Origin of the sequence: Peribacillus sp. Aquil_B1 (assembly GCF_022603275.1) — a bacterium.
Lineage (GTDB): Bacteria > Bacillota > Bacilli > Bacillales > DSM-1321 > Peribacillus.
Genome location: NZ_JAKXEE010000001.1, coordinates 2,009,512 through 2,035,488, shown reverse-complemented (window position 1 = coordinate 2,035,488; position 25,977 = coordinate 2,009,512). Strand labels below are relative to the sequence as shown.

The following is a 25,977-nucleotide window of genomic DNA, read 5'->3' as shown; positions in this document are numbered from 1 at the left end:
TTGGTCTAACCAATTTAAATGATCTACATTTATTTATTTTGATTTTAATATTGCGGCTTATCCCCTTGCTTCACAAATGAATGCTTGTTAGAATGATTTCACTAATAGTCGTACCAACATTTTTTTAGGGTTGTTATGAAAGGATGTGAAGGAAGCAATGGATTCAATACCAGTTAAATCCCCCAAAGTGTATGAAATCATCTTCAATCAAATTAAGGAATCTTTTATTAGCGGTGAATTGAAACCTGGAGATAAATTACCCCCTGAACGGGAGTTGTCCAATCGTTTTAAAGTGAGTCGAACATCAATCAGAGAGGCCCTTCGAGTATTGGAGATAAACGGAGTCATCGAGGTCAGACCAGGTGATGGGACATTTATCAGACAATCTGAAGTTCAGTCACTGATCGAACAGCTAACCAACTCAATCATCAAGGCTGAGGACAACATGGTCTATGAAATGCTTGAAGTCCGTCGAGTAATCGAAACGGAGTGTGCTTTTCTTGCTGCGCAGAGAGCAAACTCTCTTGATTTACAAAATATCCTTAAAGCTCTAGAAGAAATGGGACGTTCGGAACATGATGAAGAATTAGGCTTGCGAGCTGATCTACTGTTTCACAATAGTATTGCACAAGCCACAAACAATTCCATATTTGCTGGATTGGTCCATACCCTTAGTGATCAAATGAAAAATACGATTCGTGCCACCAGACGGCATCGTTTCAAAGAATCAGGTCATTTCCAAGAAACGCTTCAAGAACATAAAGAAATCTACTATTCTATCGCATTAAAGGACGCGGAAAAAGCCAAGCGACTAATGAATGCCCATATCATTCGCATTAGAGAACAGATGGCTGCAGCTACACTAGAATGCATTGGAGATGACGCCAAAATTGCTTCTTATCAAAATGAAAAAGACCATCATCGTAATGCTGAAGGTGATAAATAAGCGTCCGCTCGCAATATAACTTACGAGAACATGAAGGTATACCTGATCTTTTTAGGTGACCAATTAAATTTGACATTAAAAAGCGCCTTTCTCAGAGGGCGCTAAGCTGGTTTATTATAGTTTAAAAATTGAACCCCTATATAAGTAAATGTTGGTTTTATCCTTTTGACATAGTGAAGGAATCAACGTTACATTCTTTTAGAGCATGATCAATCAATGAAAGTTGATCATTAATCATTGATAAGTAGGATATATGATAGTCATTAATTTGTTCCTTTAACTCCAACAGCAACTTTTTGTTCCTAAGTACAAGGTAAATCTCTTCTGGTTGTAACATATTACTACTCCTTTTTTTATCAAGATATTACCTTTTACCCAAATTATTACAATCACTAACTTATAAATGGATGTTTTGCACCATATTTAACTAGGGATATTGAAAGGGAGTTGGTCAATACGTTTTTTATAACATACCATGCTACTTGTTCCATAAGGGAATCATAGTAACAGTTCCTCCTTTTAGTAAAGATCCGTTAGTTGAAGTAGCACACCGATAAGTATACAGAATATATATTAAAAAAGGCTGTCGTATAATAGTCTTTAACGTCGAATATGCCCCCTTCTTACTTTGTTGTGTTAGACTTAATATATAAAACCATATTTTCTTGGATTTATTTGACCTTTATTAGTCACACGCATATAAGGAAGGGAGTGTAATAAATGGAGAAAATTAGCGTTTTTCTGGATGATTATCGGAAAGCACCCGATGGCTATGTGTTAGTCGAGACTATTGACGAATGCATAGAGCTATTGCAAAATTTTGATATTGAACATCTCTCTTTGGACCATGATTTATTAAATAAAACCAGGAATGGTTTTATGCTTGTTCAAAAGATGGTCAAAGAAAAACTATTTGCCAATCGCATTACTATTCACTCTGCCAATTCAGTTGGCGGTAAAGCAATGTACAACTGTTTAAAGCAAGCACAACAGAATTTAACTATGCCCCCTGCTATTATTGTATCCTTACGACCATTGCCCCTCAAATTCTTCCCGTCAAAGGTTCTGCAGCATTATATAGATATACGATAAACTCTTCTCCATCTCAACGTTTCATCCATTATTATTCTATTTATTAAATCAGTTAGTTTAAAAGGGAAAACTGGATTCAGAATAAACTACCCGGAAATCAATATCTTAGTTGTATGGCACTTCCAAGTCCTCCCTAAATAAGACCTTTAATGGCAGCAACTTCATTTTATAAGTTGTTGCTATTTATCATGATGGAGTTAACTCTAATAGGTAGATTACTAGTACGTTTCCTGCAGTTTACATCCATCACCGCAAACTTTTTATGTATTTGGGAAAGGGAAAAACATTCGCATTCACCCTCTCCCTTTGCTTTTTATAATCACAACCAGGGATTCGTTATAATCCGTTCCAATACTAAAATTACTTTAGTCCTGGTGAGGTTTTTCATGGTTTGTGACTAGTTTTTTTTATTTCGGATTATTCGGACTGACTGCTTTGCCATATACTCCGCTCCTCTGGAAACATCATATACGACTGCGTATTCAGAACCTAAATATTGCAGAATATTTTGGACCTCCTGAAGTGGATTCTTTTTTCCGCAAGTATAAATATCAATGGTTGTACAGAATGGTTGTACAGATAGAAGCAATCCTTCATAAAAAAAAGATCACTCCCTGATTAGAATCTAACAGGGAGTGATCTTTTTTATGTCCGAAAATTATAAGCACCTTCTGTAACCATTGATTTAAGTCATGATTTCACTTCATTAAAAAATTGCGGCAGGTCTGCTTTATGCGCTTCGAGCATTTCATCCAGTATTTTTTTGGCGATGGTGTCTGATGGTACTAAAGGATTTATGGTCATCGCTACTAAAGCTTTATGATAATCTCCTGTGACAGCCGCTTCAGCAGCCATCCTTTCAAAAGATTTAATTTGCTGAACCAATCCCCGGACTGCTACAGGCAGGTCGCCAATGGCGATTGGTCTTGGCCCTTCTTTGGTGATCACACAGTTAATTTCAATGGCTGACTCATTTGGAATACTCGCTATCGCCCCGTTATTGCGTGTATTGACTGGCTGAATATCCTGCTTATCATTGTAAATCGAATTGATGAGACTGCAGGCCGCTTCGCTGTAATACGCTCCACCGCGCTTTTCTAGTTGAGCTGGTTTAACATTCAGTTCAGGATCTCTATACAATTCAAATAGGTCCTTTTCCAGTTGTTGAACGACCTCGGCCCTCGTCCCATTTGTTGCTGAAGATTCCTTTTCTTCGGCAAGCATTTCATCGGTCTTGTAATAATAACGGTGGTATCCGCAGGGAATAATGCCCATTCCTTTGATGAAATCACGATCCCAGGCAAAGCCCGCAATGTTTTTCATCGTCATTTCATTTTTTGGATCCCCCAGCGCATGTATTACTTTATCCTTCACGCTTTTTCCATCCACATATACATCCAGTCCGAATACCATATGATTCAATCCTGCAAAATCGACTTGAACCCTGTCTGGCTCTACATCCAAAGCTTTTGCGATGCCCATTTTCATCCCGATGGGAACGTTGCATAAACCAACAACCTTTTTGATAGTGCTATACCTTAAGACTGCCTCCGTAACCATTCCAGCTGGGTTGGTGAAGTTTACAAGCCAGGCATCCGGACAAAGCTCCTCTATATCCCTGCAGATTTCAAGTATCACTGGTATGGTCCGGAGTCCTTTGAAGAGACCTCCAGGCCCATTTGTCTCCTGTCCGATTACATCATATTTTAATGGAATCCTTTCATCCTTAGCTCTTGCATCAAGTAATCCGACCCGGAATTGGGTCGTTACAAAATCTGCATCCTTCAATGCTTCACGTCGGTTAAGCGTAAGGTGAATGTCAATTGGAAGACCTGCCTTTTCAACCATTCTCCTAGCAAGGTTTCCGACGATCTCCAGTTTTTCATTACCTTTGTTTATGTCAACGAGCCAGATTTCACTTACAGGAAGTTCATCATACCGTTTGATAAAACCTTCAATCAGTTCCGGTGTGTAGCTGGAACCGCCGCCTATTGTCACGATTTTTATCCCATTCTTCAAAATGACACCCCACCATTCTTATTTTTGTCTCATTTCCCGATACATTTTAATCATTTCTGCAACTAGGTCCCTTATCGTCTCAGCACTCATCATTTGATCCTCTGCATGCATAAGTAAAAGCGAGAATTCCATCTTTTGTCCTGATGCTTCCTGCTGGATGAGCCCTGAATGGGCATGGTGGCCTTCAACCATATGAATCTGGGATTTCTTCAGTTTTTCCTCGGCCGCTTCATATCGTCCTTCTCTTGCTTCATACAAGGCTTCCATGATTAAGCTCTTTGCGGTCCCAACATTGCTGATCATTTCAAAAGCTACAGCTTCCAATCCTTCCATGACTATTCCCTTCTTCCTTGGCTTACATATGTTTCGAGATGATGAAACAAGGCACCAAACATGCCTGCATCATTGTTCAAAAAGCATGCTTCAATACAATTTCCATTTATATATCCATTTAATGATTCAACTCTTCTTCTGAGCTCTGGAATCAATTCTTGCCTGGCACTTACAGCTCCGCCAATCAAGATTTTGCTTGGATTGAACATGAAATACAAATTATGGATTCCAAATGCAAGGCTATCATAGAACCTTTCCACTTCTTCAAGAGCAATAAGGTCCCCAGATTCATAAGCATGAAAAACATCCTGTCCGGTTACTTCCTCAACCAAAATTCCTTTATGTTTTGCATACCGTTCCCTGATGCCTGAAATAGATCCATTCCAACTCAAAGTATTTTTAAAAGCTGACCCATTTTTGCTGCCATGGGTGATCATGAATCCAAATTCACCGGCCCCAAAGGAAATGCCACGGTATAATTGATTGTTAAGGAAAACCGCTCCGCCAACCCCTGTACCGACAGTCATGCAGAGAAAGTGTTCAGTATCCTTTGCGTTCCCCTTCCATTTCTCGGCTAGAGCGACACAATTCACATCATTTTCCACCGTGACAGGGAGATTCGTCCGTTCCTCCATATATGTTTTAATGTTGAAGCCATCAAAATCCTTGATGGCTCCACCCATTTCTATAAAACCTGTCTGGTCATTGACAAAGCCGGGAACGCTGATGGCGATTCCTCGTAAACTGGGAAAAACGGAAACTTTAGCTAAGATTGCTTCAAGGATAGCTTTGCCACTGTTGCGAACCGACGGAAATCTTCCTTTTTCCAAGATATCGCCTAATTCTGTCAGCAATCCGAATTTTATTTCCGTTCCCCCTATGTCAAAGGCTAGATAGTTGGACATGTCATCCTGTCCCCCTTACTTAATTTTTTTGATAGTATAATATAGACCAGGGCCGAACTTGGATTGTTGAAAGACTTGTTTAAGGTGCTTAACCGCTTCCTCTCCTTTGAGGGCGGTCATTGCTTCAAATACCGCCTGAACACGGTTGGAGGATAGCAGGGTTGTTTTTATTTGTTCATCTTCATATTCCGAGAAAAAATTACACAGGTATGATATCTGACCGCAATTCATTTGAATTTGATAGGTGTTCATACATGCTCCTTTCTAAGCGGGTAAGTCGTTATTGCTGGTTTCGGTTGCTTGCTGTATCGCTGCAGCCTTATTGGAAGCCAGCACGAACGGTAGATAGACAAGCGTTGAAACAGCCAGACAGACGAATCCAATAACCAGGGCCATCCAGTTTCCGCCAGTACCAAAGAATGCAATAAGCGGACCAGGCGTCGTCCATGGCACAGTATAGGCTATCGGCGGTATCAGCTCTGTTGTGATTGCGATATAGCCGATCAAGATATTAACTGCCGGCACCAGGATGAAAGGGAAGATCAATATTGGATTAAGTACTACTGGCAATCCAAAGATGATCGGTTCATTGATATTGAAGATACCCGGTGCAATGGAAAGCTTTCCGATATCGCGATAATCCTTTCTTCTTGATGCGATGAAAATGGCAATGATCAATCCCAGGGTCATGCCTGATCCACCGTAATTGGCGAAAGCGTCATTGATAGCCCAAGTAACAGGGTAGGGAGCTCCCCAGGCAGATCCATGTGCAGCGACATAGTTCAGGTTTTCAAGCGTTGCCTCCGCAAACATCCCTTCCCTGATTGCGGCAACTGTATTAGGACCATGAATCCCGAATACCCAGAGGAGATTCGATACAATCGCCAGGATAATTAACGAGAATATATTGGTTCCCAAGTTTTTCAATGGGGTCTGGATCGCTGCATATATCAATTCATGGATCCCATTTGGGTAGATAGCTAGAATGATTGCATTACCAACTGAGAATAAAACTGTAATGATGACGATTGGAAAAAGAACCTTGAATGTTCTCGAGATGGCTGGCGGTACGGACGCAGGCATCGTGATTTGTAGACGTTTCGATTTGGATAAACGGCTGAAGATCTCTCCCACAAGCAAGCCGATGATCATGGCTACAAAGAGTCCCTGTGCCCCAACCCATTGAGTGGAAAGGAAATTCGTCCCATCAACGACCGTATAAGCGGGATATACAATGAAAAAAGTGGATAGGGCAGTTAATCCGCATAGAAGGTCATCCGCCTTCATGGCCAAGGCTATATTCCTGGCAATTAGAAAGACGATGAATATGGATAAAATACTGGTTGACCCATTCAATACTGGTGCAAATACCTGCTGGAAATCAGCCAAATTAGGAAATAGCTTATTCAAGAACAGCATTTTTGCAATGAATCCATCCGGAGCCAGTACAGCAAAATTCAATAGAACGATCAATGAACCCGCAAGTGTGATTGGAAATGCTAATATAAAAGCGTCACGAATAGCAACAATATGCCTTTGAGAGTTCAGTTTAGCCGCGACAGGAACAAGGGCTTTTTCCATACCACGCTCAAAACCAGCCATGAATCCCATAATATACCCCCTGAATCATTCGTTTTTTTGTTTTATTGATTTTGGTCAATTAGCTCAATAGCCCGATCGAGGATTGCGCTCCCGTTCATCGTTCCATATGCTCTCATTTCTATGACCTCTACTGGCACCCTTCCGTCTACAATGGAGTCCACCTGTGCTTTTTGATACCTGACCTGAGGACCCAATAATACGACGTCCACTTCTTCAGCGGCTTTGCTGCATTCTGAAATGGGCAAGGCAACAATATCAATGGCGATGCCCTTATCCTTTGCAGCGTCATTCATTTTATTAACGAGCAAGCTGGTGGACATTCCAGCTGCACATACCAATAGGATTTTTTTCATTCCTTATTCCTCCTTCTCAATAAAAGATTGAATATTCTGTAAATTATTTCCGTTATTTTTTATCAATTCTTTATACCAATAGAAACTTTTTTTCTTAATGCGCCTTAAATCCTTTTCACTATGTTCATCTCTGTTCACATAAACGAAGCCGTAGCGCTTCTTGTAGCCATTAAGCCAGCTAAGTATATCCGTGAATGACCAAGTGCAATATCCAATTAGGTCTACACCGTCACTGATGGCATTCTGGCAGGCCGCTACATGACTTTCCAAATACTCAATGCGGTACTCATCATTCACCACATCCCCTTCAAGGAGCGTATCATATTCACCTAAGCCATTTTCAGTGATGAGGATAGGGAGCCTGTACCTGCTGGTCAATCTGCGAAGTCCGATACGAAGGCCTGTAGGGTCGATTTCCCAATCCCAGTTCGTTGCATCCAAGTGAGGATTTCGCTTCGATTTGAAAAGTCCGGGAACACCGCTTTCCTCCGATGTTCCTTTCTTTCCGGTCGTATTCATGGTCCCCAGTTCTATGCCGTCAAGCGGGTTCATATCGACAGTTCCCGATCGGTAGTAATTGACTCCGATGAAGTCAGGCCTTCCAAAGGCCAGAAGTTCCATATCTCCATCCATGATGGTCGGGGCCAATCCATTTCTTTCTAAATACTTCATGCTTATCATAGGATAGGTTCCCCAGCAATAAACATCCAGCCACCAATGGTTATTGAGATCCTCGGCATTTTCATAAGCAAGAATATTATCCGGGGCACAAGTAAAAGGGTATGTCGGTCCAAAAGCAAAGCTGGGCCCGATTTTGCCTTCAGGTACGAACCTTCTGAAAGATTGGATGGCTTTAGCATTGGCCAAGTTTGCAATATGATTGGCTTCATACATCCTTTTTAAATCTTTCACACCCGGTGGATGCAGCCCTGTACGGTATCCTAACCCGATAAATACATTTTGCTCATTCAAAGTGACCCAGTACTTAACCCGTCCACCGAAGTATTTGAACAGCGTGATGCAATATTCGTTGAAGTCATGGATGATTTCCCTTGATTCCCAGGCACCATATTCCTCCATTAATGCTTGGGGAACATCCCAGTGGTAAACCGTTAAAATGGGCTCAATGCCGTGTTTTAGCAATTCATTAATGAGATCATCGTAAAATTTCAGCCCCGCTTCATTGATTTTCCCCTTCCCTTCAGGATAAATCCGGCTCCAGGCAACAGAAAAGCGGTATGCCTTCAATCCCATTTCGGCCATCAAGGCAATGTCTTCCCTGTATCGATGATAATGGTCAACCGCGACATCACCGTTCGTACCTTCATGAGTCGTTCCATCTTTTTTTGTGTAAATATCCCAGACGGAAAGACCCTTTCCATCCTCATTCCATGCTCCCTCCACTTGGTATGCTGCCGATGCAGAGCCCCATAAAAAGTCTTCTGGGAAGCGTTCATTCTTTTGATGAATCATTATCTCACCTCTTCCTGAGAAAATTGTATCCGCTTTCAATGTTGCGGTAAATACAATTCCCCCTTTCTGTTTATTGTGACGTCAGTTGTCATCCGTTACATAAAAGAAACAGGATGTTTCTCGTGATTTATATCTTGTATATTTCTTTGGCAATCGCCTCTAAAAGATAAACGACCGGAATTTGGGTAGTTATATTTGATTTACCGCTGTATTCCTCTGTCACGAAATAGGATATATTCAAATCGGAAATCCTTGCAATCGTACTGACTTTATTATTGGTTATGCTGACGATTGTGCTTCCCTCTTCTTTTAAACATTTGATAAGGTCAATGATCTCTATCGTTTCTCCAGACACACTCAAGGCAATCGTTACACTGTTACTTGAATACTTTGAATGGATTGGAAAGAAAGGATCCTTAATATATAAGGAAGATTTCCCAAGGCTGGAAACATAGCGAGACCCATATTCAGCCATAATGCCCGAGCTTCCAATACCAAGAAAAATGACACTCTCCGCTTTGGCAATCAGCCTCGCCGTTTCTTGGATATATGATTCGAAGCTTCCCTTTAGCGTCCTCTCTACAAATTCCGACAAAGAATGTTGGGTACTCTTTAGCTTGACATGCTGTTTCTCACTTATATACATCTTAAGCTTCACTTTGAATTCCGAGTAACCGGCGCAATCAACCTTTCTGCAAAAACGAAGGATGGTGGAGGTAGAGACATGTGTCTCATCTGCGAGCTCCCTTATCCTCATATATGCGACCTTTTCTGCGTTTTTGGTAATATAACCATACAACGAACATTCCAATTCATTAAAAGATGCAATGGCTTCTCTAGTAAACATTTGAAAAACTCCTTTTGAGTGTCAGTTAACGACCAAAGTCTCATTTTGATTTTCCATACTCGTATCTATATTTCGATTTCTATGCCATTTCTCCTTTTATTACTTAAGATTGGTACTGCTTGATGAGTTGAACAGTCTACATAACGGCATGTGAATAGCCAAATGTATGCGTAATACTCGTAAAATACAAAAAAAGCAATTCACATGAAGTGTAATTGCTTTTTTTTAGAAGTATATATTTTCGAGCTTCGTCCACTCCATGGCAGATTATTAGTTTTTTCGCCTAGAATTAATAACGTCTGTCATTACTTGTTTTTTACGATCGATAAAATCGTAATGGTGCTAATAATGCAGAGCGTGCCAAGCCACTCGGCAAAACCGAATGTTACATTCAGCCAGAAAACGGATATTAAGGTTGCGGATAATGGTTCAACCGAAGCCAATAAACTTACCTCAGAAGCCGAGATGAATTTGGTACTTTCCAAATAAAAATAAAAAGCAATGATCGTACCGAAAATGATGATGAATAAAACCGCTGAAAATGAAGGTAACGTCCAATTGCCTTCAAATGCCCATGGAGGATGGATGATGCTAAAGCATATGCCTCCAATCAACATGCCCCATCCCACAACAATCATCGCTCCCCATCTAGAAAGGAGTTTATAAGGCTGCAATGTATAAAATGCCAATGCAAAGGCTGATGTTACTCCCCAAAATACTGCCCACCCGGAAATGGATAGTGTACGAATGCTTCCTCCCGTCACAAGCAAAAAGGTGCCTAAAATCGCTATGATCACAGCTACACTCACTGTAATGCTTGGAAAACGTTTGGAACGAATGGCTAAATAACAAGTGATCAGGGCAGGTGCCAAGTATTGAAGGACAGTGGCAGTGGCTGCGTTGCCATGTTCAATCGCCGCAAAATATGTGTATTGAACAGCGAGCATTCCAAGAATGGCAAAAAGGATAATTTGAAACGCATCTTTTTTAGTTTTCCAAATCTCAAATACTTTCAGTCTTTCATTTTTATAAGCGAGACCCAATAAGATGATTCCAGAAAGCAACAAGCGTACAACGGTGAGCCACTCAGGACTGAAGCCTTGCTGCTGAAACAGATATTGAGCTGCCGTCCCTGACACTCCCCATAACGCAGCGCCAGTCAGTACTAGTGCAATCCCTTTGTTTCTTGAAGGTGATATAGCAACTAAAGTATCATTACTCATTTTTTTCTTCCCCGCTTTTTACCCGTTCCGTATGGGCTTGAATTCTTAAATAACTTTCATTCCAATTCTTTTCTATCATCTTAAGCACCATAGTGAGATTTCCATTCCTTAATGCGTGTATGATCTGATCATGCTCATCAACGGAAAGATGAACATCATTTACCTGATTGAAATAAAACAGTTCCATTCGTACAAGTTTTTGTTTGAGTCCCGATAGAATCCGCTTCAATTCATCATTTGTAGAAAGATTGATGTAAATGGAATGAAAGTCATTATCTTTCTGAACGGCGGCTATTTGATTTCCTTCCTCGATTGCTTTTTTCACTTCATGATTGATGGTTTCCATTTCTATTAAGTGTTTTTGTTCGATGAAATCAAAAGCCTGTTCCATAGCCAGCTTTTCCAGTGTCCAAACAATGGAGTATATATCTAATACCCCTTCGAATCGAATAGGGGAAACAATAGTTGAACGGCTCGGCTTGGTCTCGACAAATCCCTCATCCTCAAGCCTTAATAGTGCTTCTCTAATTGGGGTTCTGCTTACTCCCAATTGCTCGGCTAACTCTTTATCGCGTAATTGCTGTCCTGGCGTTAGGATTCCCTGGACAATCCAATCCCGCAAAATCATGTATGCTTCTTCACGTACAGAAATACGTTTGATTTTTTGTGAAGAATTTGAATGATTCAACGGCTATACCTCCTTAAAATATCGATATATAATATGCAATATATCACATATTGCATGCCGTAGAAAGAAATTATTGAAAATTTATATCTGAATCCTTGATAAATCATCAAGCACATTTCTACATAATAAAAGGGCACCCTTCCATAGTAAAAATATTTCTGTTCGAATGATGAAAGTAAACCTTATACCATGAGTCCTCGAGCTTTGAGATTTACGACGATTCACTGAAAAATAAGTTCCAATTTTCTGTATAACCATAGTATGTATTTTAAAATTCTTAGAACACTAGACTGAGACTTACGGTATTTGTAGTTTAATGTTACTGGAACTCATAAATATAGGATCGTTTTCGCAAATGAATTGGATAATCCTTCACTTACAGACCATTTCAAGTGAAATTTTATGTTTCTAAAAAAATGTCTTGAATATATCTTCGTGCTGACCGCACTCATTACATGAATATTCTATTTCCAATGCATCTTCAGTTACAGTATGAACTGTCTCTTTTTTACAAGTTTCACAAAATCTTTTTTCGGATATTTCTTTCATTTATCATTCACACTCCGTTTAATGATCATTTTTTGTAGCCCTGTTACTATTATTTTGCGAATATCCAACAGAAAAAATACCTTTTTCCTGAAGTACCTCAAAAAGAAGGTAAAGAACTCAGAGAAAAAGGTACTCAAATTGTTAATGTAACCTTGGATTCCAATACATCAAAGCTGCATGAAACGGATATTCGTATTCGAAAACTCCTTCTTTTTCCACCACATATTTATTTAGGATCGTTTTTACTTCATCATAGGAATAATGATCATCAAGAATTTTTGTTGTATTATCTCGGATCACTTCTTCATAGGTGGAATAGATTTTTTTACTTTTCAATTTTACGATCTTACAGTCCGCCAGTATTCCAAGTTGATACAAAACATTCAAGATGTGTATGTAATCCCGTTTTCTTAAATTGATCGTATATCCTCGTTGCTTCAATTCCATATAATGAGGTTTTTCTGGTCCGGTTGTCATACCTACTATCACTAAACGGGCTGCAGAATCATTCATTTTTAACAGAGTTTGACCGATTTCTGTCATGCGGTAATAACAATTAAAACCAAATACCACATCAAATTTGTCTTTTTTGGTACTACTTTCCCACTTATCATGAATCAGCTCCATGTTTTCGAAACCTTTTACGTTTGCCTGGGATTTTAAAAAATTGATAATGCTTTTGGAACTATCTATACAAGTTAGCTTCCTGACTTCTTTTGCAATATCAAATGTATAATTGCCCCATCCAGGACCGATTTCCAATACGTGATCATCCTGTTTTAATAATGCGAATAACTCTTGCTGCACAATTTTTGCATAAGGGTCCGCGTTATGTTGTTTTTTCGCTGCAACCTTGGAAGCCCAAAAAGCTTCTTCTGCTGCATCATCTTTTAGTCTGTCAGGTATGTTTCCTGTATGATCTGCCATTGCCTGTTTCCAAAGTTCAATATAATCTGTCATCTTTTCTCCCCTGAATTTGTTTGTATTTATCGGTTTTCACATTGGTTTGGAGTTGCCTATTAATTTGATTCAATTTAAAGCAAACAGCCAAATACTTCCTCTTTTAAATATTAGCATACCATAGCTAAAACTTTGTTTTACACATAAGAAAAAGGAGCAAAAACTTTGCTCCTGCATCAAAAATTGCTTATTATTCTTTAAACTTTTATCTTTTCGATAAAGCAGACCACGTATTTTCAAGCCATTTATCAAAGTCTGCTCCTTTTTCACCCTCATATGTATCATATATATCCATTCTCATCTTCTGGAGTTTCTCTTTGAATTCAGTATATGTTTGATTTTCTGGTAAACTCTTCTTGATCCTGACTAAGATTTTGGTCAATCCCTTAACCAACTCGCCTTTTTTCCTTGCTGGCAATTGAACATTTTCACCTAAACTTTTCAATTGACGGTAGGCGGCCTCTTGAACTTTATATACAGAATCATTGCTCATGATATGTGTAAGAATGTCGATTACTTGTTTATTTTTTGACTGACCTAATTCTTCGATCGCATCTAAACGTTCTCTCCAATTAGATTTGCGATTGGCAGATTTTTTTAATTCCTCATAGTTGGCAGGTAACTCGATACCCTTTGTTTCTTTGTCATTCAAATGAATCATTTCTCCTTCTGTTTTAGTAATCCGGATAGTAAAATGTTAATCCGATACTACAATAATCCCATTACCAAGAATGGTTTATAGCACTCCTTATTATACCCTTTTCCATATTTTAATATAGTTAAATTTCTTAATCACCTGTTGTATCCTCAATCAGTCGGGTATCGGGGGTGCAATGCTTTGCTTCTACAACTCACCTGTGCCTATAGCTAAATAAGTAGCTTTAACAGTAAAAGGCATAAATCCTGTCTGGATTCATGCCCATATAGTTGACTATGAAGTATGCAGATAATAATAGCACATATCTAGTCCACGTAATGTTTTTTATAATCTGGATGGATAGAAAATTTTTTACGTAAATTGGCTAGGTTTTCACCAAAACTTTCTTCCAATAGTTCTCTATGCTTATCCATGATTTCCATCAGATACAAATCATGAATCATGACTTCTGTAATGGGCATCACTAAACCTACATGCATGGTCCATGCGGCGCGGCTATCTTTGCCAAGCGAGACAATGCCTGCTACTACTTCTGAATCATCTCCACTGATAACAAGCCATCGTCCGCCATACTCTTCTGTAATTGCATAACCCATATAATGGAGGTAAACATTAGCAAAATCACAGACGATTTCCCCATAGGCAATAATTGTTACATTGACCCCTTTATTTGCTGCCTGTCTTAATTCATACTCGAATTCTTCGAATTCGTCTTCCCAAATCTCTAAGAGTATTCTTTTTTTAGCAGATAATATACAAGCTTTTACCTTATCGAGTATTTCATTGCGCCCCATGATATTCCATATGTTTTCACGGTCATTTGCAGAACGTTCAAACTCCGCTAATGATTTTTCTGCCCGTTCAAAATTCTCTTCTGCTTTTATCCGACGGTTTTTTATTAGTTCCTTTGCAGGTACAGGCGTGTATTGTGGTGTGTTTCCAGGACTAACCAGAATATCTCCTCTTATTGCGAGACTGTCCAGAATTTCATAGATTCTTGAACGTGGTACACCGGAGTTTTTTGCAACTGCATAGCCTGTTAATGGCGATTCTTCCAATAAGGTAAGATAAGCTTTCGCTTCATATTCGGTAAAATTCAGATTTTTTAATGTTTCTAAAATGTTTTCTTTCATAATCCCTCCAACACAACCTTAGTCGCTACCTTTGTAACTAATATTTTAACAAAATCTGTTGACGTTTTCCATTTTCATCTAATATACTTACATAAGTAGTTACTTGAGTAGCAACTAATAAAGAGTGAGGGAGAAATAGTATGGATAGCTTACTTACATACATATCAATTGTTGCAATGATGGTTATTATACCAGGAGCAGATACAATGCTCTTAGTGAAAAACACGCTTAGCCATGGTACAAAAGCGGGACGGTATACGGTTCTCGGAATGGCAACGGGACTTTCTTTTTGGACGCTTATTGCCATTCTTGGACTATCTGTTGTGATTGCAAAGTCTGTGATTCTTTTCAGTGCAATCAAATATTTGGGAGCCGCCTACTTAATTTATTTAGGAATAAAAAGTTTTTTTGCTAAAAGCGCTTTTTCTTTAAAAGACATTCAAGCACAAGCTAATACACCTGCAAAGCATTCAAATCGGCATAACAAAGATTCCTTTATGCAAGCATTACTTAATAATATTCTTAATCCAAAGACCGTTTTAGTTTATATTACAATCATGCCGCAATTTATCAATTTGAATGGAAATGTAAACCAGCAATTGATTATATTAGCCTTCATCTTAACCTTACTCGCTGTATTGTGGTTTCTATTTCTTGTTTATCTAATTGATTATGCAAAAAAATGGATGAACAACTCCAAATTCCAGAATGCATTCCAAAAATCAACAGGCTTAATTTTAATAGGTTTTGGCATAAAAACAGGATTTTAAATTCATTTACTAACGCCTCTTATTTACTTCTATCCGTTCAGAAATTGAACGGTTTTTTTATATGTATTTAAAGTGCGACTAACATACTGTTTACAAACCTGAACGGATAGTTTTAAAGAAAATCCTAAAATATTCCATCCGTATATATGGCACTGCATTATTGATCTGCCAATATTTTTTCCGCCTTACATCTTCAATGGAGAATGATCAAGTTTCTAACATAAAAACGTCAGTATTTTCCCATAAGAGAAGAAAATACTGACGTGTAACGTCCTGCTATGAAATTTCAGTATCCTTTCAATCCAATCCACAAGCCTTGGCAAGTATCTCAACAAGATGCATACTTTTCATTTGGTTCGCTGCTCCCTCCCTTTCAATGCCAATGCTCATTTGCATTTGGCAGCCAGGGTTAACCGTGACTACGGTTGTCGCTTTCGTTTCTTTTAAGTTCTTCATTTTCTCATCAAGAATTTTCATGGATTCATCAAAGTGGAGAAGATTGTAAATTCCTCCAGATGCACAGCAGCGGTCAAATCCTTCCATTTCCACATAGGAAACTCCTGGTATGGATCGCAATAATAAACGAGGTTCCTTTTGGACCTTTTGAACATTGCGTAAATGACATGAATCTTGATAAGATACGATGCCTTGCCATTCCTCAGTAAAGGGAAGCGGCCCCAATTGATGAAGAATTTGACTGATATCTTTTGATTTTTCCGAAAACGCCCTTGCCGCTCCAGCCCATTCGTGTTCATCTGCCAATAGATGTCCATATTCAAGAAGCGAAGCACCGCAGCCTCCTGCGTTATTTACAATGACATCAGCATCTGTTTGCATGAATGCTTGGATATTCCTCTTTGCCAAGTCTTTCGCTTGTTTTGTTTCACCTTGATGGGAATGCAGTGCACCGCAGCAATTCTGATTTTCAGGGAGAATGACCTCACATCCCGCTATTGTGAGCAGTTCGATGGTAAGACGGTTTATTCGTGACATCATGGAATCCATGATACACCCAGTAAAAAATGCCACCTTTAATTTCGTTTTCCCTTTTGCAGGCATTCTCGTACCTGTCCGGATTCGTTTGGAGGACGGCTCGATGGCAGGAAGCGCTTGTTCTAAATGTGCAAGGGCTGGGGAAACCTTTTGCAGTACATTCGATGTCCGGATAAGCTTGGATAAGCCTGTTTTTTGATACAGATGTACTGCACTTCCAATTCTGTTCATCCGTTTTGGATAAGGAAAAAGATGAACCAAAGCCAGTTTTTTAATCTTGGTCATTTTATTTTTTTGGGTTGCTGATGGGGAGTTTTCAATGGCTTCTTTTGCCGCTTCCAGTATATGTCCGTATGGGACACCAACAGGACAAGCTGTTTCACAAGCACGACAGCCTAAGCACAGGTCGATCGGTTCAGCCAAATCTTTTTGGAAATCTATTTTCCCTTCGGCTGCCATTTTCACTAGATTGATTCGACCGCGTGGAGAGGCGGATTCTACACCCATTGATTCATATGTAGGACATGCCGGTAAACAGTAACCGCATTTTACGCATTGGTTTGTCCAATCATATGCATCTGAATATAAATTTTGTAACGCGGCATTTGTCTCGTTCGCTTTGACAGATAGATTCATGTAACCAACACGACCCTTGTCTGGCCTTTATCAGGAAAAATCTTACCTGGATTCAGGATATTATTGGGATCCCATGCTTCTTTTATTTTTTTCATCATATTCACCCCTGTTATTCCTAATTCCATTTCCATATATGGTGACTTTAAAGTACCGATACCATGTTCCCCGGAAAGCGTTCCGTCTAGTTCAATTGCTGCTTCAAAAATTTCACTGACTGCAAGCTCCACTTTTTTCATTTCCGTAATATTTCGTTTATCAGTGATGATATTCGGATGTAAATTGCCATCCCCTGCATGGCCGAATACAACCAAGTTCAACCCGTATTTCTCCCGGATATTGTTTAATCTCTCCATCATCGCCGGTATTTGACTGCGCGGTACGGTCGCGTCTTCAGAAATTTTTGTAGGTCCCATTTGTGTAATGGCCGGGGAGACCCATTTACGCGCACTCCAAATCGTTTGTCGTTCTTCTTCTGTCTCCGCTATCTTGACGTAGGAAGCACCCTCCGCCCTGCATATATCGGCGCATTTATTGATTTCTTCCTCAATCGCCAACGGGTGACCATCTATTTCTATGATCAAAATGGCTTCTGCCTGAAGTGGCAAACCGGAAGGCCGATAGCTTTCAACAGCACGGATGCAAGCATTATCCATCAATTCCAAGGCAGATGGCAGAATTCCTGACGATAAAATGCTGGTAATGGCATGGCCAGAGTCTATCAAATGATTGAAGTGGGCGACAAATGTTTGTTTAGATTGAGGTTTTGGTATTAAGCGGATGATTGCCTCAGTAACGATGCCCAGAGTACCTTCCGATCCCACGATCAATCGTGTCAAATCATACCCTGTTACATTTTTTACGGTCTTTCCGCCAGTACGAATGATTTCACCGGTAGGGGTTACCACCTCCAGGCCTATCACATATTCTTTTGTCGTTCCGTATTTCAATCCCTTTGGCCCGCTGGAGTTTTCTAATAGATTCCCGCCTATAGTGGCTACATTGGAGCTGCTTGGATCCGGCGGATAGAACAAGCCGGCTTCTTCAGCCTTTTTATGAATATTTGCCGTAATTACTCCTGGAGAGACAATGGCAAGCATATTTTCCCGATCAATGATCAATTTATCCCGCAAAAGGGTCATATCAAGAACCATCCCCCCTTTTACAGGTAAAGGGCCGCCACTTAGCGAAGTTCCAGATCCTCTAGGGTAAACAGGAATTTTGTGAGTATTAGCCAATTTAATCACTTCACTGATTTCCTCCGCATTTTTTGGCTGGATAACGATTTCAGGTAAATATTCCCCAAAAGAAGCGTCATAGCTATAACAATACCTTTCTGCCAAATCAAGGAACATTCTGTCATCTGGGATCACCTGACTAAGGTCGTCCAGGGCTTCTTTCTCCATGCTTCTCACTTCCTTTCTTAATAGTAAATTGAAGAAGAACTATTTGTATGTAATATAATGGCATTTTATGATTCTGCTAGATATAATGATGAAGAAAAAAGGAGGCTGTTTTTTTTGAAAATTGCACTGATTCACGCAACCACAACTGCACTACGTCCAATTGAAGTGGCCTTTCAGACTGTTGCCCCAAACATTGAACTCCTTCATTTCATGGACACGGGTCTTCTCGACTTGATGGAAAAGAGCGGCAAGTTGACCCCGGAAATCATCCGCCGCTTTTCTGCATTAATGAATATAGCCTATGAATCTGATGTTTCATGCATCCAACTTACTTGCTCTGCTTTTAATGACATCACTTCAATCTTACAACCTCTATACCCTGTAAAGTTATTTCGTTCAGATGAGGCCATGCTTGATGAAGCGCTTAGTTATGCTAGCATCGGCCTGGTTTCTACCGTAAAAGAAACGCCGATTGCCCTTCAAAATTACTTATTAAATAAGAATCCTGACTGTATGATCGAATCAGTGGTGGATCCCGGGATCATCCATTTATTAACACAAGGAAAAAGAAAGGAACATGACGATCGGGTTAAAAAGATGGTGGAACAATTGGATGGAAAAACAGAAGTGATTTCACAATATAGTATGGAACATATCGCAAAGCAGGTTAATCCCTCTGTCCCTGTCCTAACGGCTCCACTATTGGCTGCTAAAAGGTGTGTGGCTCATTTGAATGGAACGATTGGATGAGTTTTCTTCGTAATATCAGAACTTAGCCAGCATGATTGTTTGTCACATCATTCAACTCATTTTTAACCGTTCGTATGATGGGAACCACCAAAAACTTTCCCGACACCTTGAATTTTTTCAAGTATGACGATTAGTAGGACTGATATGAAAATAACCACGCTTGACACGGATGCAACGATTGGATTGTAGGCATCCTGCATTTGCGAGAATATTTCGATCGGCAGCGTTCTCATTTCCGGTGATACCATAAAGAGAGAGACCGTTACATTATCAAATGATGTCAAAAATGCGAATAATCCCCCTGAAATGGCCGCGGATCCAATTAGCGGCAGAGTCACTTTCATGAATACTGTTAATGGATTCGCTCCAAGTATCGCCGCGGCTCGTTCGAGATTATAATCAAATCCACTTAAACCGGTTAATACGAGCCGCATAACATATGGTATGCAAATGACGATATGGGCAATTAAAAATCCCGTCGAGGTTCCAGCAAGCATCATTGGTGTAAAGTACATTAAAAGTGCTATCCCTAAGACTAATTGCGGTACACTTAATGGAGAAGTTAAAAGGGCCGTAATATACGATTTACCCGGAATATCATACTTTGCTATGCCAAGGGCGCCTAAAGTTCCGAATATGACGGAGAAAAGGGCAGCTAATGCTGCGAACTTCGCACTGTTCAAAAAGGCTTCCAAAAATTCAGGACGCTCCAAGATCTTGGCATACCATTGCAGTGAGAAGCCTTCAGCCGGAAAACTTGGATAATTGGCACTTGTAAAAGAAGCGGGAATAACGACAATGAGCGGTATCAAGATATAGATAATGGCCAATACGGCTACGGCAATCCGAAGGCCGCCAAACGTTTTCATCATCGGAATACCTCCTTGAATTTCCCTTTTTCAAACACTCTGGTAAAGACGGCCACTGATATGACAGTGGTTGCTAATAGAATATAAGAAAGAGCAGATCCGAATGTCCAATGCAGCAGGTTATTTATTTGATCATAGATGACAACAGGCATCACTGGCACATTGGCTCCGCCCATTAGTGCAGGCGTAACATAAGCACTCATTGATAAACTGAATACGAGAATGCAGCCCGATACGATACCAGGGATACTTAGCGGCAATGTAATTGAAAAGAACCTTCTGAATGGGCTTGCCCCAAGTATCGCTCCTGCCTTATCCAAAGAAGGATCGATATTATAAAGACTTGCAACGATGGATAAGATCATGAAAGGGAGATATGCATTGGAAAGCCCTATCACAACTCCGATTTCCGAGAACAATAGTTTCAATGGTGCATCTATTATGCCAAGTGCCATCAAGGTTTGATTAATCGTTCCGTTAGGCAATAGCAAGAGGTACCAGCCAAAGTTACGGACAACTATACTCACCAAAAGCGGTGACACGATCAAGAGAGTAATATACCCTCTGATCCGCGCTGAACTTTTGGCCATCGTCAAGGCTACCGGATATCCAAGAAATAAAGCAACCAAGACCGAATATAAACTGATTTTCACTGTCAGCCATAAAGAAGATAAGTAATAGCTATCAGTAAATAATTGTGTATAGTTTTTTAGGCTATAAACTGCCTCCGCTCCACCAAGATTATCTGTTGAGATGAAGCTTAAATATAAAATGTATAACATCGGTATGACAAAGAAACCAAATATGAAAAGCAGAATCGGCGTTAAAAGGAGTAATCCCGGAACCCAGACTTTCCTTTTTTTGATTTTAGGTTCCTTTTGCGGTTCAAGAGGATTCGTTTCCTGTTCTATTTCTTGACTAGCATAACTTCTGATGGGCTCCATCCAATCAACACCTCACTTCCATTTTGCCATGATGAATCGAAAGCGGAAGTCAATACTTGAATACTTTTCCCATGTAATAGAACATTGATTTCCCAAGAGGTACCAAGATAGTTAATTTGGCTGATCTTAGCATGTTGGAAGTCCAATGAAGAGGCAGATTTTTCATCAAGAGAAACTATTTGCAGTTTTTCCGGTCTAATATAAAGCTTCACCTCATCACCGGTTTTCAAATCACTATCATTTCCCATGATGTTGTTTGCATCGACATGGGTGATATCAGGCCCTATCTTGACGGAAACTTTCCGCTTATCCACAGCAGACACATTCCCTTCAAAACAATTCGATTTCCCGATGAACTGGAACACGAATTCAGTCTTGGGGTGGTTGTAAATCTCAGTCGGAGTACTGATTTGTTCAATTTTCCCTGCATTCATGACCACGACCCGATCAGACATGGAAAGAGCTTCTTCTTGATCATGAGTCACAAAAATGGTCGTTACGCCAATTTCCTTTTGTAAGCGCTTTATCTCGGCCCTGAGTTCATGGCGCAGCTTTGCATCAAGGTTTGAAAGCGGTTCGTCAAGCAAAAGGAGCTCCGGTTCCACTACAAGTGCCCTGGAAATCGCAACACGCTGACGCTGACCTCCAGATAATTCCCGTGGATAACGATTTTCCAATCCTGACATTTTCACTAATTCAAGCGCTTTACTTATTTTCTTTTTTTGCTCAGCTTTACCGACCTTGCGCAATTTCAAGCCAAAACTGAGATTTTCATAGACTGTCATATGAGGAAAAAGCGAATAAGTTTGAAAAACCATACCTAAATCTCGCTTATAAGGAGGAACCTTCGTAACATTATGGCCCTTAATATGAACCTCGCCCCGATCTGCATCGAGGAACCCTGCAATGAGGTTCAAGGTTGTGGACTTTCCGCACCCTGAAGGCCCAAGAAGAGTGAGTAACTCTCCTTGTTTCACCTCAAGGTCGATGCCATTCAGGACAACATTCGCTCCAAATTGTTTAAACGCGCCTTTTATCTCTACATCATTTTTATTTGATCCAGACCCCTGAACTGCCTCCAGGTGCTGCCTATTCATTTCCACTTCTTTTTTTAATAATTCCATGTGATCAACACGCTCCTTTTATTTGAGTTTTTTCCCTAATTCAGGAGTAACCTCTTTCGCCCATCTGTCTGACACCTCGGCACGGATCTCGGCAAACTTGGCGAAATCAGGTTTGAATGTTTTATCACTTGCTTTAAGGCCAATTGACTCTTCATATTTTTCTGGAATTTTCATTCCCTCTACCGTCGGATAAAATCCTTTTTCGGAAATTAACGCTTGCGCTTCTTCACTGATTACATAGTTGATGAATTCAAGGGCTTCTTTACTATTAGGTGTATTTTTCACGAGACCAGCACTAAAAGCTTGAAGCGGTACACCTTCTTTAGGCACGGCCATCTTAATGGGAATACCTGAAACGGCTAGTTCGCCTATGGAATAGCTTCCCATGACCGTTACGTCAGCAGCTCCTTGTTGGACAGCTGGCATCATTTGTGTTGAGTTTTTATAGAAGGTATTGGAATAAGCTGCAAGATCTTTCGCCTTTTCTAGACCTGGCTCCATATCTTCCGTACTCCCGCCGTTTGAAATCGCTAGACCATTAAGGGTATTGAAGCCCCAATCATTCGTAATATCTGAAAATGCCGTTTTACCCTCGTACTCAGGAGAGACAAGATCATTCCATGATTCAATTGATTTTAACCCTTTCTTTTTAAAGGTTTCCGTATTATAAGCTGGTGCAATGACTAAACCGAATGCTGGCGCGGCCGCCTTTTCAACCGGAATGAAACGTGGATCCACCGATTTCATATTGGGAACATTGGACTCATCAATTGGTTCGATCAGTTCTTTCTCCTTAGCGCGAATTACATCAACCGGTACAAAAAGGGCAACATCTATTTGTGGAGCGTTTTTCTGTAATTCCACTTTGGAAAGGATTTCACCTGACAAACCGGAAATATAATTAACGGTGATTCCCGTTTCTTCTTTGAACTTTGGTGCAATCACATCCCGGATGGCACTTTCAATGACACCGCCATTACCGGCTATCGTTATTTTCTTCTCTCCTTTTTCCCCTGCACTCGTTTGTACGGATTCCCCCGGTTTTTGCGGAGTGGGATTACCACAACCCGCAAGAGCGATCAATACTATTATTGATAATAGACTCATCAGTTTTTTCATAGTCATTGCCTCCCGTTTTTCATTGATTTCCAATAATTCCTTGTTCGGTAAAATAATTCATGGCTCCTGGATGAAAATCTAGTGGAACTTGTTTGGTTGCTTCCTCTATTGAAATATCAGAAGCAGCGGGATGTGTATGCTGCAGTTCAGGCAGATGTTCATATAATGTTTTCACTAGATTGTATGCATGAGTGTCAGACATTTCCTTGTAGGTTACCAAGACATTTTTAATTGAAATCGTTTGGACATTTTTTTTCATTCCCCTGTATGTATCTCTGGGAATTTCATCAACCGTATAAACTCCATATTGTTTCTGAAGTCGTTCAATGATGTCTCCTGGTATGGGAATGAAAGATAGTTCGGTCTGCTTGGATATGAAAGCGATTTCATTATTCGGAATTCCTGAAGAAAAGAAAGCTGCATCAATGGTACCATTTCGTAATGCTTCTGCGGATTGAGAAAAAGAAAGATAGGATAAATTCAATTGATCAGTCGGTAAATCAGATTCTAACAGTATCCGCTCTGCAATAAGCCTTGTACCGCTTCCTGCCGTTCCCACACTAATGCGTTTACCAACTAAATCCTCCAAGGAATCCATATCATTTTGTTTAGCAGTAACAATTTGAACATAATTGGAATATAAGGCCGTTAAAGCTCTTAACTTGGATTTATCCGTCTCAGGCAAATCCAGTACATCCACTGAGGTAAACCCAATTTCTGCCCGATGGCGGCTAACCAATTCAGTATTTTCGATGGAAGCATCGGTTACCTGGGTTCCTGACACAGCACCATTATATTTTTCATACATATTTGATAATCTTTGTCCTAATGAAAAATAAACACCTGTCATATCCCCGGTTCCAATGATTAGCATCCTATTATTTAAATCCTGTCCTTCAGAAGTTAGTTGAGTCTGAATCAAGGTAGAAGCAGGTTTAGATATTTCCTGCTGCTCATTCATAAAAGAACATCCTGTCATGAAACAAAATAACAAAGCGACTTTTATAAAGAGTGCTCCATTCTTCATCGTGGCCCTCCTTTCTTAATGAATTTAGATGCAAATATCATGCCAAGTCGATTTTCTGCTTTAATACGCAAATCCTGCCGATTTCTTGGATGTTATTCAAGTATAAACCGGCAATTTTTTCCGGTTACCCAGAAAAAATTGCCGATTACTACGATAATCCTGTTATTCTCCCTTTGAAATGAGCTTGATTTTATCACGAAGGCTTCTTTCAGAAATTTTTAAGATTTGAGCTGTTTTTTGTCGATGGTTTTTACAGTATTGAAGAGTGGCCGTTATGACCTTTTCTTCTATCTCTTTCATGGAAATGCCAATGGGAATCCTAAAACTGTTTAAATCATCTTCATTGCCATCCGGCTGGAGAATGAACTTCTGTTCTTGAACATATTGCGGCAAGTCGGTTTCTTCCATTCTTTTCGAGTTTGATAGGGCAACGGCATATTCTATAATGTTACCAAGCTCACGGACATTCCCAGGGTAATGATAATCCAGTAAAATCCGACGTGCGGCTGCCGAGAACGTCTTATCTTCACGATTCATATCCTTAGCATGCTTTTTTATGAAATAATCCATAAGGATCGGTAAATCTTCTTTTCTATCTCTTAGAGGCGGCATCAAGATGGGAATGACATTTAGCCTGAAATACAAATCCTCCCTAAATTCGCCTTCCATCACCATTTGCTCCAGGTTTTTATTGGCTGCACTTATAATACGGACATCCAATGAGATTTTTGTATTGGACCCAAGAGGCGTCACCTCCCGTTCCTGCAATACCCGTAATAATTTGGCTTGAAGTGGAAGGGGCATTTCACTAATCTCATCGAGAAAAAGGATGCCTCCATTAGCAGCAACGAATTTCCCTTCCTTCCTCTGAGTTGCACCGGAAAATGCCCCCTTCTCATAACCAAACAATTCAGATTCCAGCAGCATCTCAGGAATTGCTGCACAATTGACAATCTGCATGGGATTGTTTTTCCTTCTTCCCAGTGTATGGATGTTTCGGGCTACAAGCTCCTTTCCAGTTCCACTTTCACCCGTGATAAGAACACTGGAATCAATATCTTTCACTCTTTCGATCATTGAGAAAATACGCTGCATAGCCTTGCTGTTACCAAGGAAGTTACCAAATCCCTTTTGAATCTCCAATTCTTCATGCAATGTCTCCAATTGATTGGACATCTGTTTGAATTCGGCTGCCCTCATCAAGAGCAAAGAAAGCTCTTCTATATTAATTGGCTTTTCAATATAGTAGTAGGCGCCTTTTTTTATGGCCTCGATGGAAGTTTCAATGGATGAATAGGCAGTCATCATGATGACTGTCACGTTAGGTGCTATTTGTTTGATTTTCTGCAGGACATCAAGTCCGCTTTTATTTCCTATTCTTAAATCAAGTAACACAATATCAAAGTGCTGATTGTCAATCTTTAGAAGACCCTCATCGGGGTCAGTAGTTGTCACGACTTGATAGGAATCTTCCAATGCAAAGCTAAGAGCGGTGCAAATAGCAGGTTCATCATCAATCACCAATACGTGCATTTTCATATTACTCCTCCTCTTTCCAGGC

The 25,977-nt window shown here is 40.0% G+C and carries 25 protein-coding genes; 4 read left to right on the top strand and 21 right to left on the bottom strand.

Features of this window, described 5'->3' with window-relative positions; all coding sequences use genetic code 11:
• Positions 1 to 157 precede the first annotated feature (157 nt).
• Together MPH60_RS10000 and MPH60_RS09995 are read left to right on the top strand one after the other, a co-directional pair.
• Positions 158 to 946 (top strand): FadR/GntR family transcriptional regulator, encoded by a 789-nt coding sequence (locus MPH60_RS10000; RefSeq protein WP_241591685.1) that lies wholly within the window; start codon positions 158 to 160, stop codon positions 944 to 946.
• Between the two features lie 720 nt (positions 947 to 1,666).
• On the top strand, positions 1,667 to 2,038 hold the full coding sequence (locus MPH60_RS09995; RefSeq protein WP_096339513.1) for a cyclic-phosphate processing receiver domain-containing protein: 372 nt from the start codon (positions 1,667 to 1,669) through the stop codon (positions 2,036 to 2,038).
• A gap of 690 nt (positions 2,039 to 2,728) precedes the next feature.
• On the opposite strand, the gene MPH60_RS09990 is transcribed toward MPH60_RS09995, so the two are convergent.
• The 13 genes from MPH60_RS09990 to MPH60_RS09930 form a co-directional block, all read right to left on the bottom strand.
• Complete coding sequence (locus MPH60_RS09990; protein WP_241591683.1) at positions 2,729 to 4,057, bottom strand: 6-phospho-beta-glucosidase; 1,329 nt, start codon at positions 4,055 to 4,057, stop codon at positions 2,729 to 2,731.
• A gap of 18 nt (positions 4,058 to 4,075) precedes the next feature.
• Positions 4,076 to 4,390: a PTS lactose/cellobiose transporter subunit IIA gene (locus MPH60_RS09985; RefSeq protein ID WP_241591681.1), complete on the bottom strand. Its 315-nt coding sequence runs from the start codon at positions 4,388 to 4,390 to the stop codon at positions 4,076 to 4,078.
• Between the two features lie 2 nt (positions 4,391 to 4,392).
• Entirely contained in the window at positions 4,393 to 5,295 is a 903-nt protein-coding gene (locus MPH60_RS09980) for an ROK family protein (RefSeq protein WP_241591679.1), read from the bottom strand.
• 15 nt (positions 5,296 to 5,310) lie between these two features.
• Entirely contained in the window at positions 5,311 to 5,547 is a 237-nt protein-coding gene (locus tag MPH60_RS09975) for a hypothetical protein (protein WP_241591677.1), read from the bottom strand.
• 12 nt (positions 5,548 to 5,559) lie between these two features.
• Complete coding sequence (locus tag MPH60_RS09970) at positions 5,560 to 6,906, bottom strand: PTS sugar transporter subunit IIC (protein WP_241591675.1); 1,347 nt, start codon at positions 6,904 to 6,906, stop codon at positions 5,560 to 5,562.
• 32 nt (positions 6,907 to 6,938) lie between these two features.
• Positions 6,939 to 7,250, bottom strand: a complete 312-nt coding sequence (locus MPH60_RS09965; RefSeq protein WP_241591673.1) for a PTS sugar transporter subunit IIB — start codon at positions 7,248 to 7,250, stop codon at positions 6,939 to 6,941.
• A gap of 3 nt (positions 7,251 to 7,253) precedes the next feature.
• Positions 7,254 to 8,723, bottom strand: a complete 1,470-nt coding sequence (locus MPH60_RS09960) for a glycoside hydrolase family 1 protein (RefSeq protein ID WP_241591671.1) — start codon at positions 8,721 to 8,723, stop codon at positions 7,254 to 7,256.
• Positions 8,724 to 8,850: 127 nt separating this feature from the next.
• The gene (locus MPH60_RS09955) at positions 8,851 to 9,570 is read right to left on the bottom strand and encodes a MurR/RpiR family transcriptional regulator (RefSeq protein ID WP_241591670.1); all 720 of its coding nucleotides are present in this window, start codon (positions 9,568 to 9,570) and stop codon (positions 8,851 to 8,853) included.
• A 305-nt stretch (positions 9,571 to 9,875) separates the two neighbouring features.
• Entirely contained in the window at positions 9,876 to 10,793 is a 918-nt protein-coding gene (locus MPH60_RS09950) for a DMT family transporter (protein ID WP_241591668.1), read from the bottom strand.
• Positions 10,786 to 11,481 (bottom strand): GntR family transcriptional regulator, encoded by a 696-nt coding sequence (locus MPH60_RS09945; protein ID WP_241591666.1) that lies wholly within the window; start codon positions 11,479 to 11,481, stop codon positions 10,786 to 10,788. The genes MPH60_RS09950 and MPH60_RS09945 overlap by 8 nt, the downstream gene beginning before the upstream one ends.
• 690 nt (positions 11,482 to 12,171) lie before the next feature.
• The gene (locus MPH60_RS09940; protein ID WP_241591664.1) at positions 12,172 to 12,990 is read right to left on the bottom strand and encodes a methyltransferase domain-containing protein; all 819 of its coding nucleotides are present in this window, start codon (positions 12,988 to 12,990) and stop codon (positions 12,172 to 12,174) included.
• A 205-nt stretch (positions 12,991 to 13,195) separates the two neighbouring features.
• The gene (locus MPH60_RS09935; RefSeq protein WP_241591662.1) at positions 13,196 to 13,651 is read right to left on the bottom strand and encodes a HEAT repeat domain-containing protein; all 456 of its coding nucleotides are present in this window, start codon (positions 13,649 to 13,651) and stop codon (positions 13,196 to 13,198) included.
• A gap of 302 nt (positions 13,652 to 13,953) precedes the next feature.
• Positions 13,954 to 14,781 carry a TrmB family transcriptional regulator gene (locus MPH60_RS09930; RefSeq protein WP_241591660.1) on the bottom strand — a complete coding sequence of 276 codons (828 nt, stop codon included), beginning with the start codon at positions 14,779 to 14,781 and terminating at the stop codon, positions 13,954 to 13,956.
• Positions 14,782 to 14,921: 140 nt separating this feature from the next.
• On the opposite strand from MPH60_RS09930, the gene MPH60_RS09925 reads away from it, so the two are divergent.
• Positions 14,922 to 15,551, top strand: a complete 630-nt coding sequence (locus tag MPH60_RS09925) for a homoserine/threonine efflux transporter (RefSeq protein WP_241591658.1) — start codon at positions 14,922 to 14,924, stop codon at positions 15,549 to 15,551.
• 297 nt (positions 15,552 to 15,848) lie between these two features.
• Here MPH60_RS09925 and MPH60_RS09920 read toward each other — a convergent pair whose 3' ends face one another.
• Both MPH60_RS09920 and MPH60_RS09915 read right to left on the bottom strand, forming a co-directional pair.
• Complete coding sequence (locus MPH60_RS09920; protein ID WP_241591656.1) at positions 15,849 to 17,180, bottom strand: (Fe-S)-binding protein; 1,332 nt, start codon at positions 17,178 to 17,180, stop codon at positions 15,849 to 15,851.
• Positions 17,177 to 18,583 carry an FAD-binding oxidoreductase gene (locus MPH60_RS09915; protein ID WP_241591654.1) on the bottom strand — a complete coding sequence of 469 codons (1,407 nt, stop codon included), beginning with the start codon at positions 18,581 to 18,583 and terminating at the stop codon, positions 17,177 to 17,179. The genes MPH60_RS09920 and MPH60_RS09915 overlap by 4 nt, the downstream gene beginning before the upstream one ends.
• Before the next feature lie 114 nt (positions 18,584 to 18,697).
• On the opposite strand from MPH60_RS09915, the gene MPH60_RS09910 reads away from it, so the two are divergent.
• The gene (locus MPH60_RS09910) at positions 18,698 to 19,333 is read left to right on the top strand and encodes a hypothetical protein (RefSeq protein WP_241591652.1); all 636 of its coding nucleotides are present in this window, start codon (positions 18,698 to 18,700) and stop codon (positions 19,331 to 19,333) included.
• A 62-nt stretch (positions 19,334 to 19,395) separates the two neighbouring features.
• On the opposite strand, the gene MPH60_RS09905 is transcribed toward MPH60_RS09910, so the two are convergent.
• The 6 genes from MPH60_RS09905 to MPH60_RS09880 all read right to left on the bottom strand — a co-directional run bounded on the left by MPH60_RS09905 (position 19,396) and on the right by MPH60_RS09880 (position 25,955).
• Entirely contained in the window at positions 19,396 to 20,202 is an 807-nt protein-coding gene (locus MPH60_RS09905; RefSeq protein WP_094246734.1) for an ABC transporter permease, read from the bottom strand.
• The gene (locus MPH60_RS09900; RefSeq protein WP_241591650.1) at positions 20,202 to 21,146 is read right to left on the bottom strand and encodes an ABC transporter permease; all 945 of its coding nucleotides are present in this window, start codon (positions 21,144 to 21,146) and stop codon (positions 20,202 to 20,204) included. Before MPH60_RS09900 ends, MPH60_RS09905 begins: the two co-directional genes overlap by 1 nt.
• Positions 21,110 to 22,243 carry an ABC transporter ATP-binding protein gene (locus tag MPH60_RS09895; protein ID WP_241591796.1) on the bottom strand — a complete coding sequence of 378 codons (1,134 nt, stop codon included), beginning with the start codon at positions 22,241 to 22,243 and terminating at the stop codon, positions 21,110 to 21,112. Before MPH60_RS09895 ends, MPH60_RS09900 begins: the two co-directional genes overlap by 37 nt.
• A gap of 45 nt (positions 22,244 to 22,288) precedes the next feature.
• Positions 22,289 to 23,389: an ABC transporter substrate-binding protein gene (locus MPH60_RS09890; RefSeq protein ID WP_241591648.1), complete on the bottom strand. Its 1,101-nt coding sequence runs from the start codon at positions 23,387 to 23,389 to the stop codon at positions 22,289 to 22,291.
• Positions 23,390 to 23,408: 19 nt separating this feature from the next.
• Positions 23,409 to 24,416, bottom strand: coding sequence for a TAXI family TRAP transporter solute-binding subunit (locus MPH60_RS09885; RefSeq protein ID WP_241591646.1), 1,008 nt, complete (start codon positions 24,414 to 24,416; stop codon positions 23,409 to 23,411).
• A gap of 162 nt (positions 24,417 to 24,578) precedes the next feature.
• Complete coding sequence (locus tag MPH60_RS09880) at positions 24,579 to 25,955, bottom strand: sigma-54-dependent transcriptional regulator (RefSeq protein WP_241591644.1); 1,377 nt, start codon at positions 25,953 to 25,955, stop codon at positions 24,579 to 24,581.
• Positions 25,956 to 25,977 lie beyond the last annotated feature (22 nt).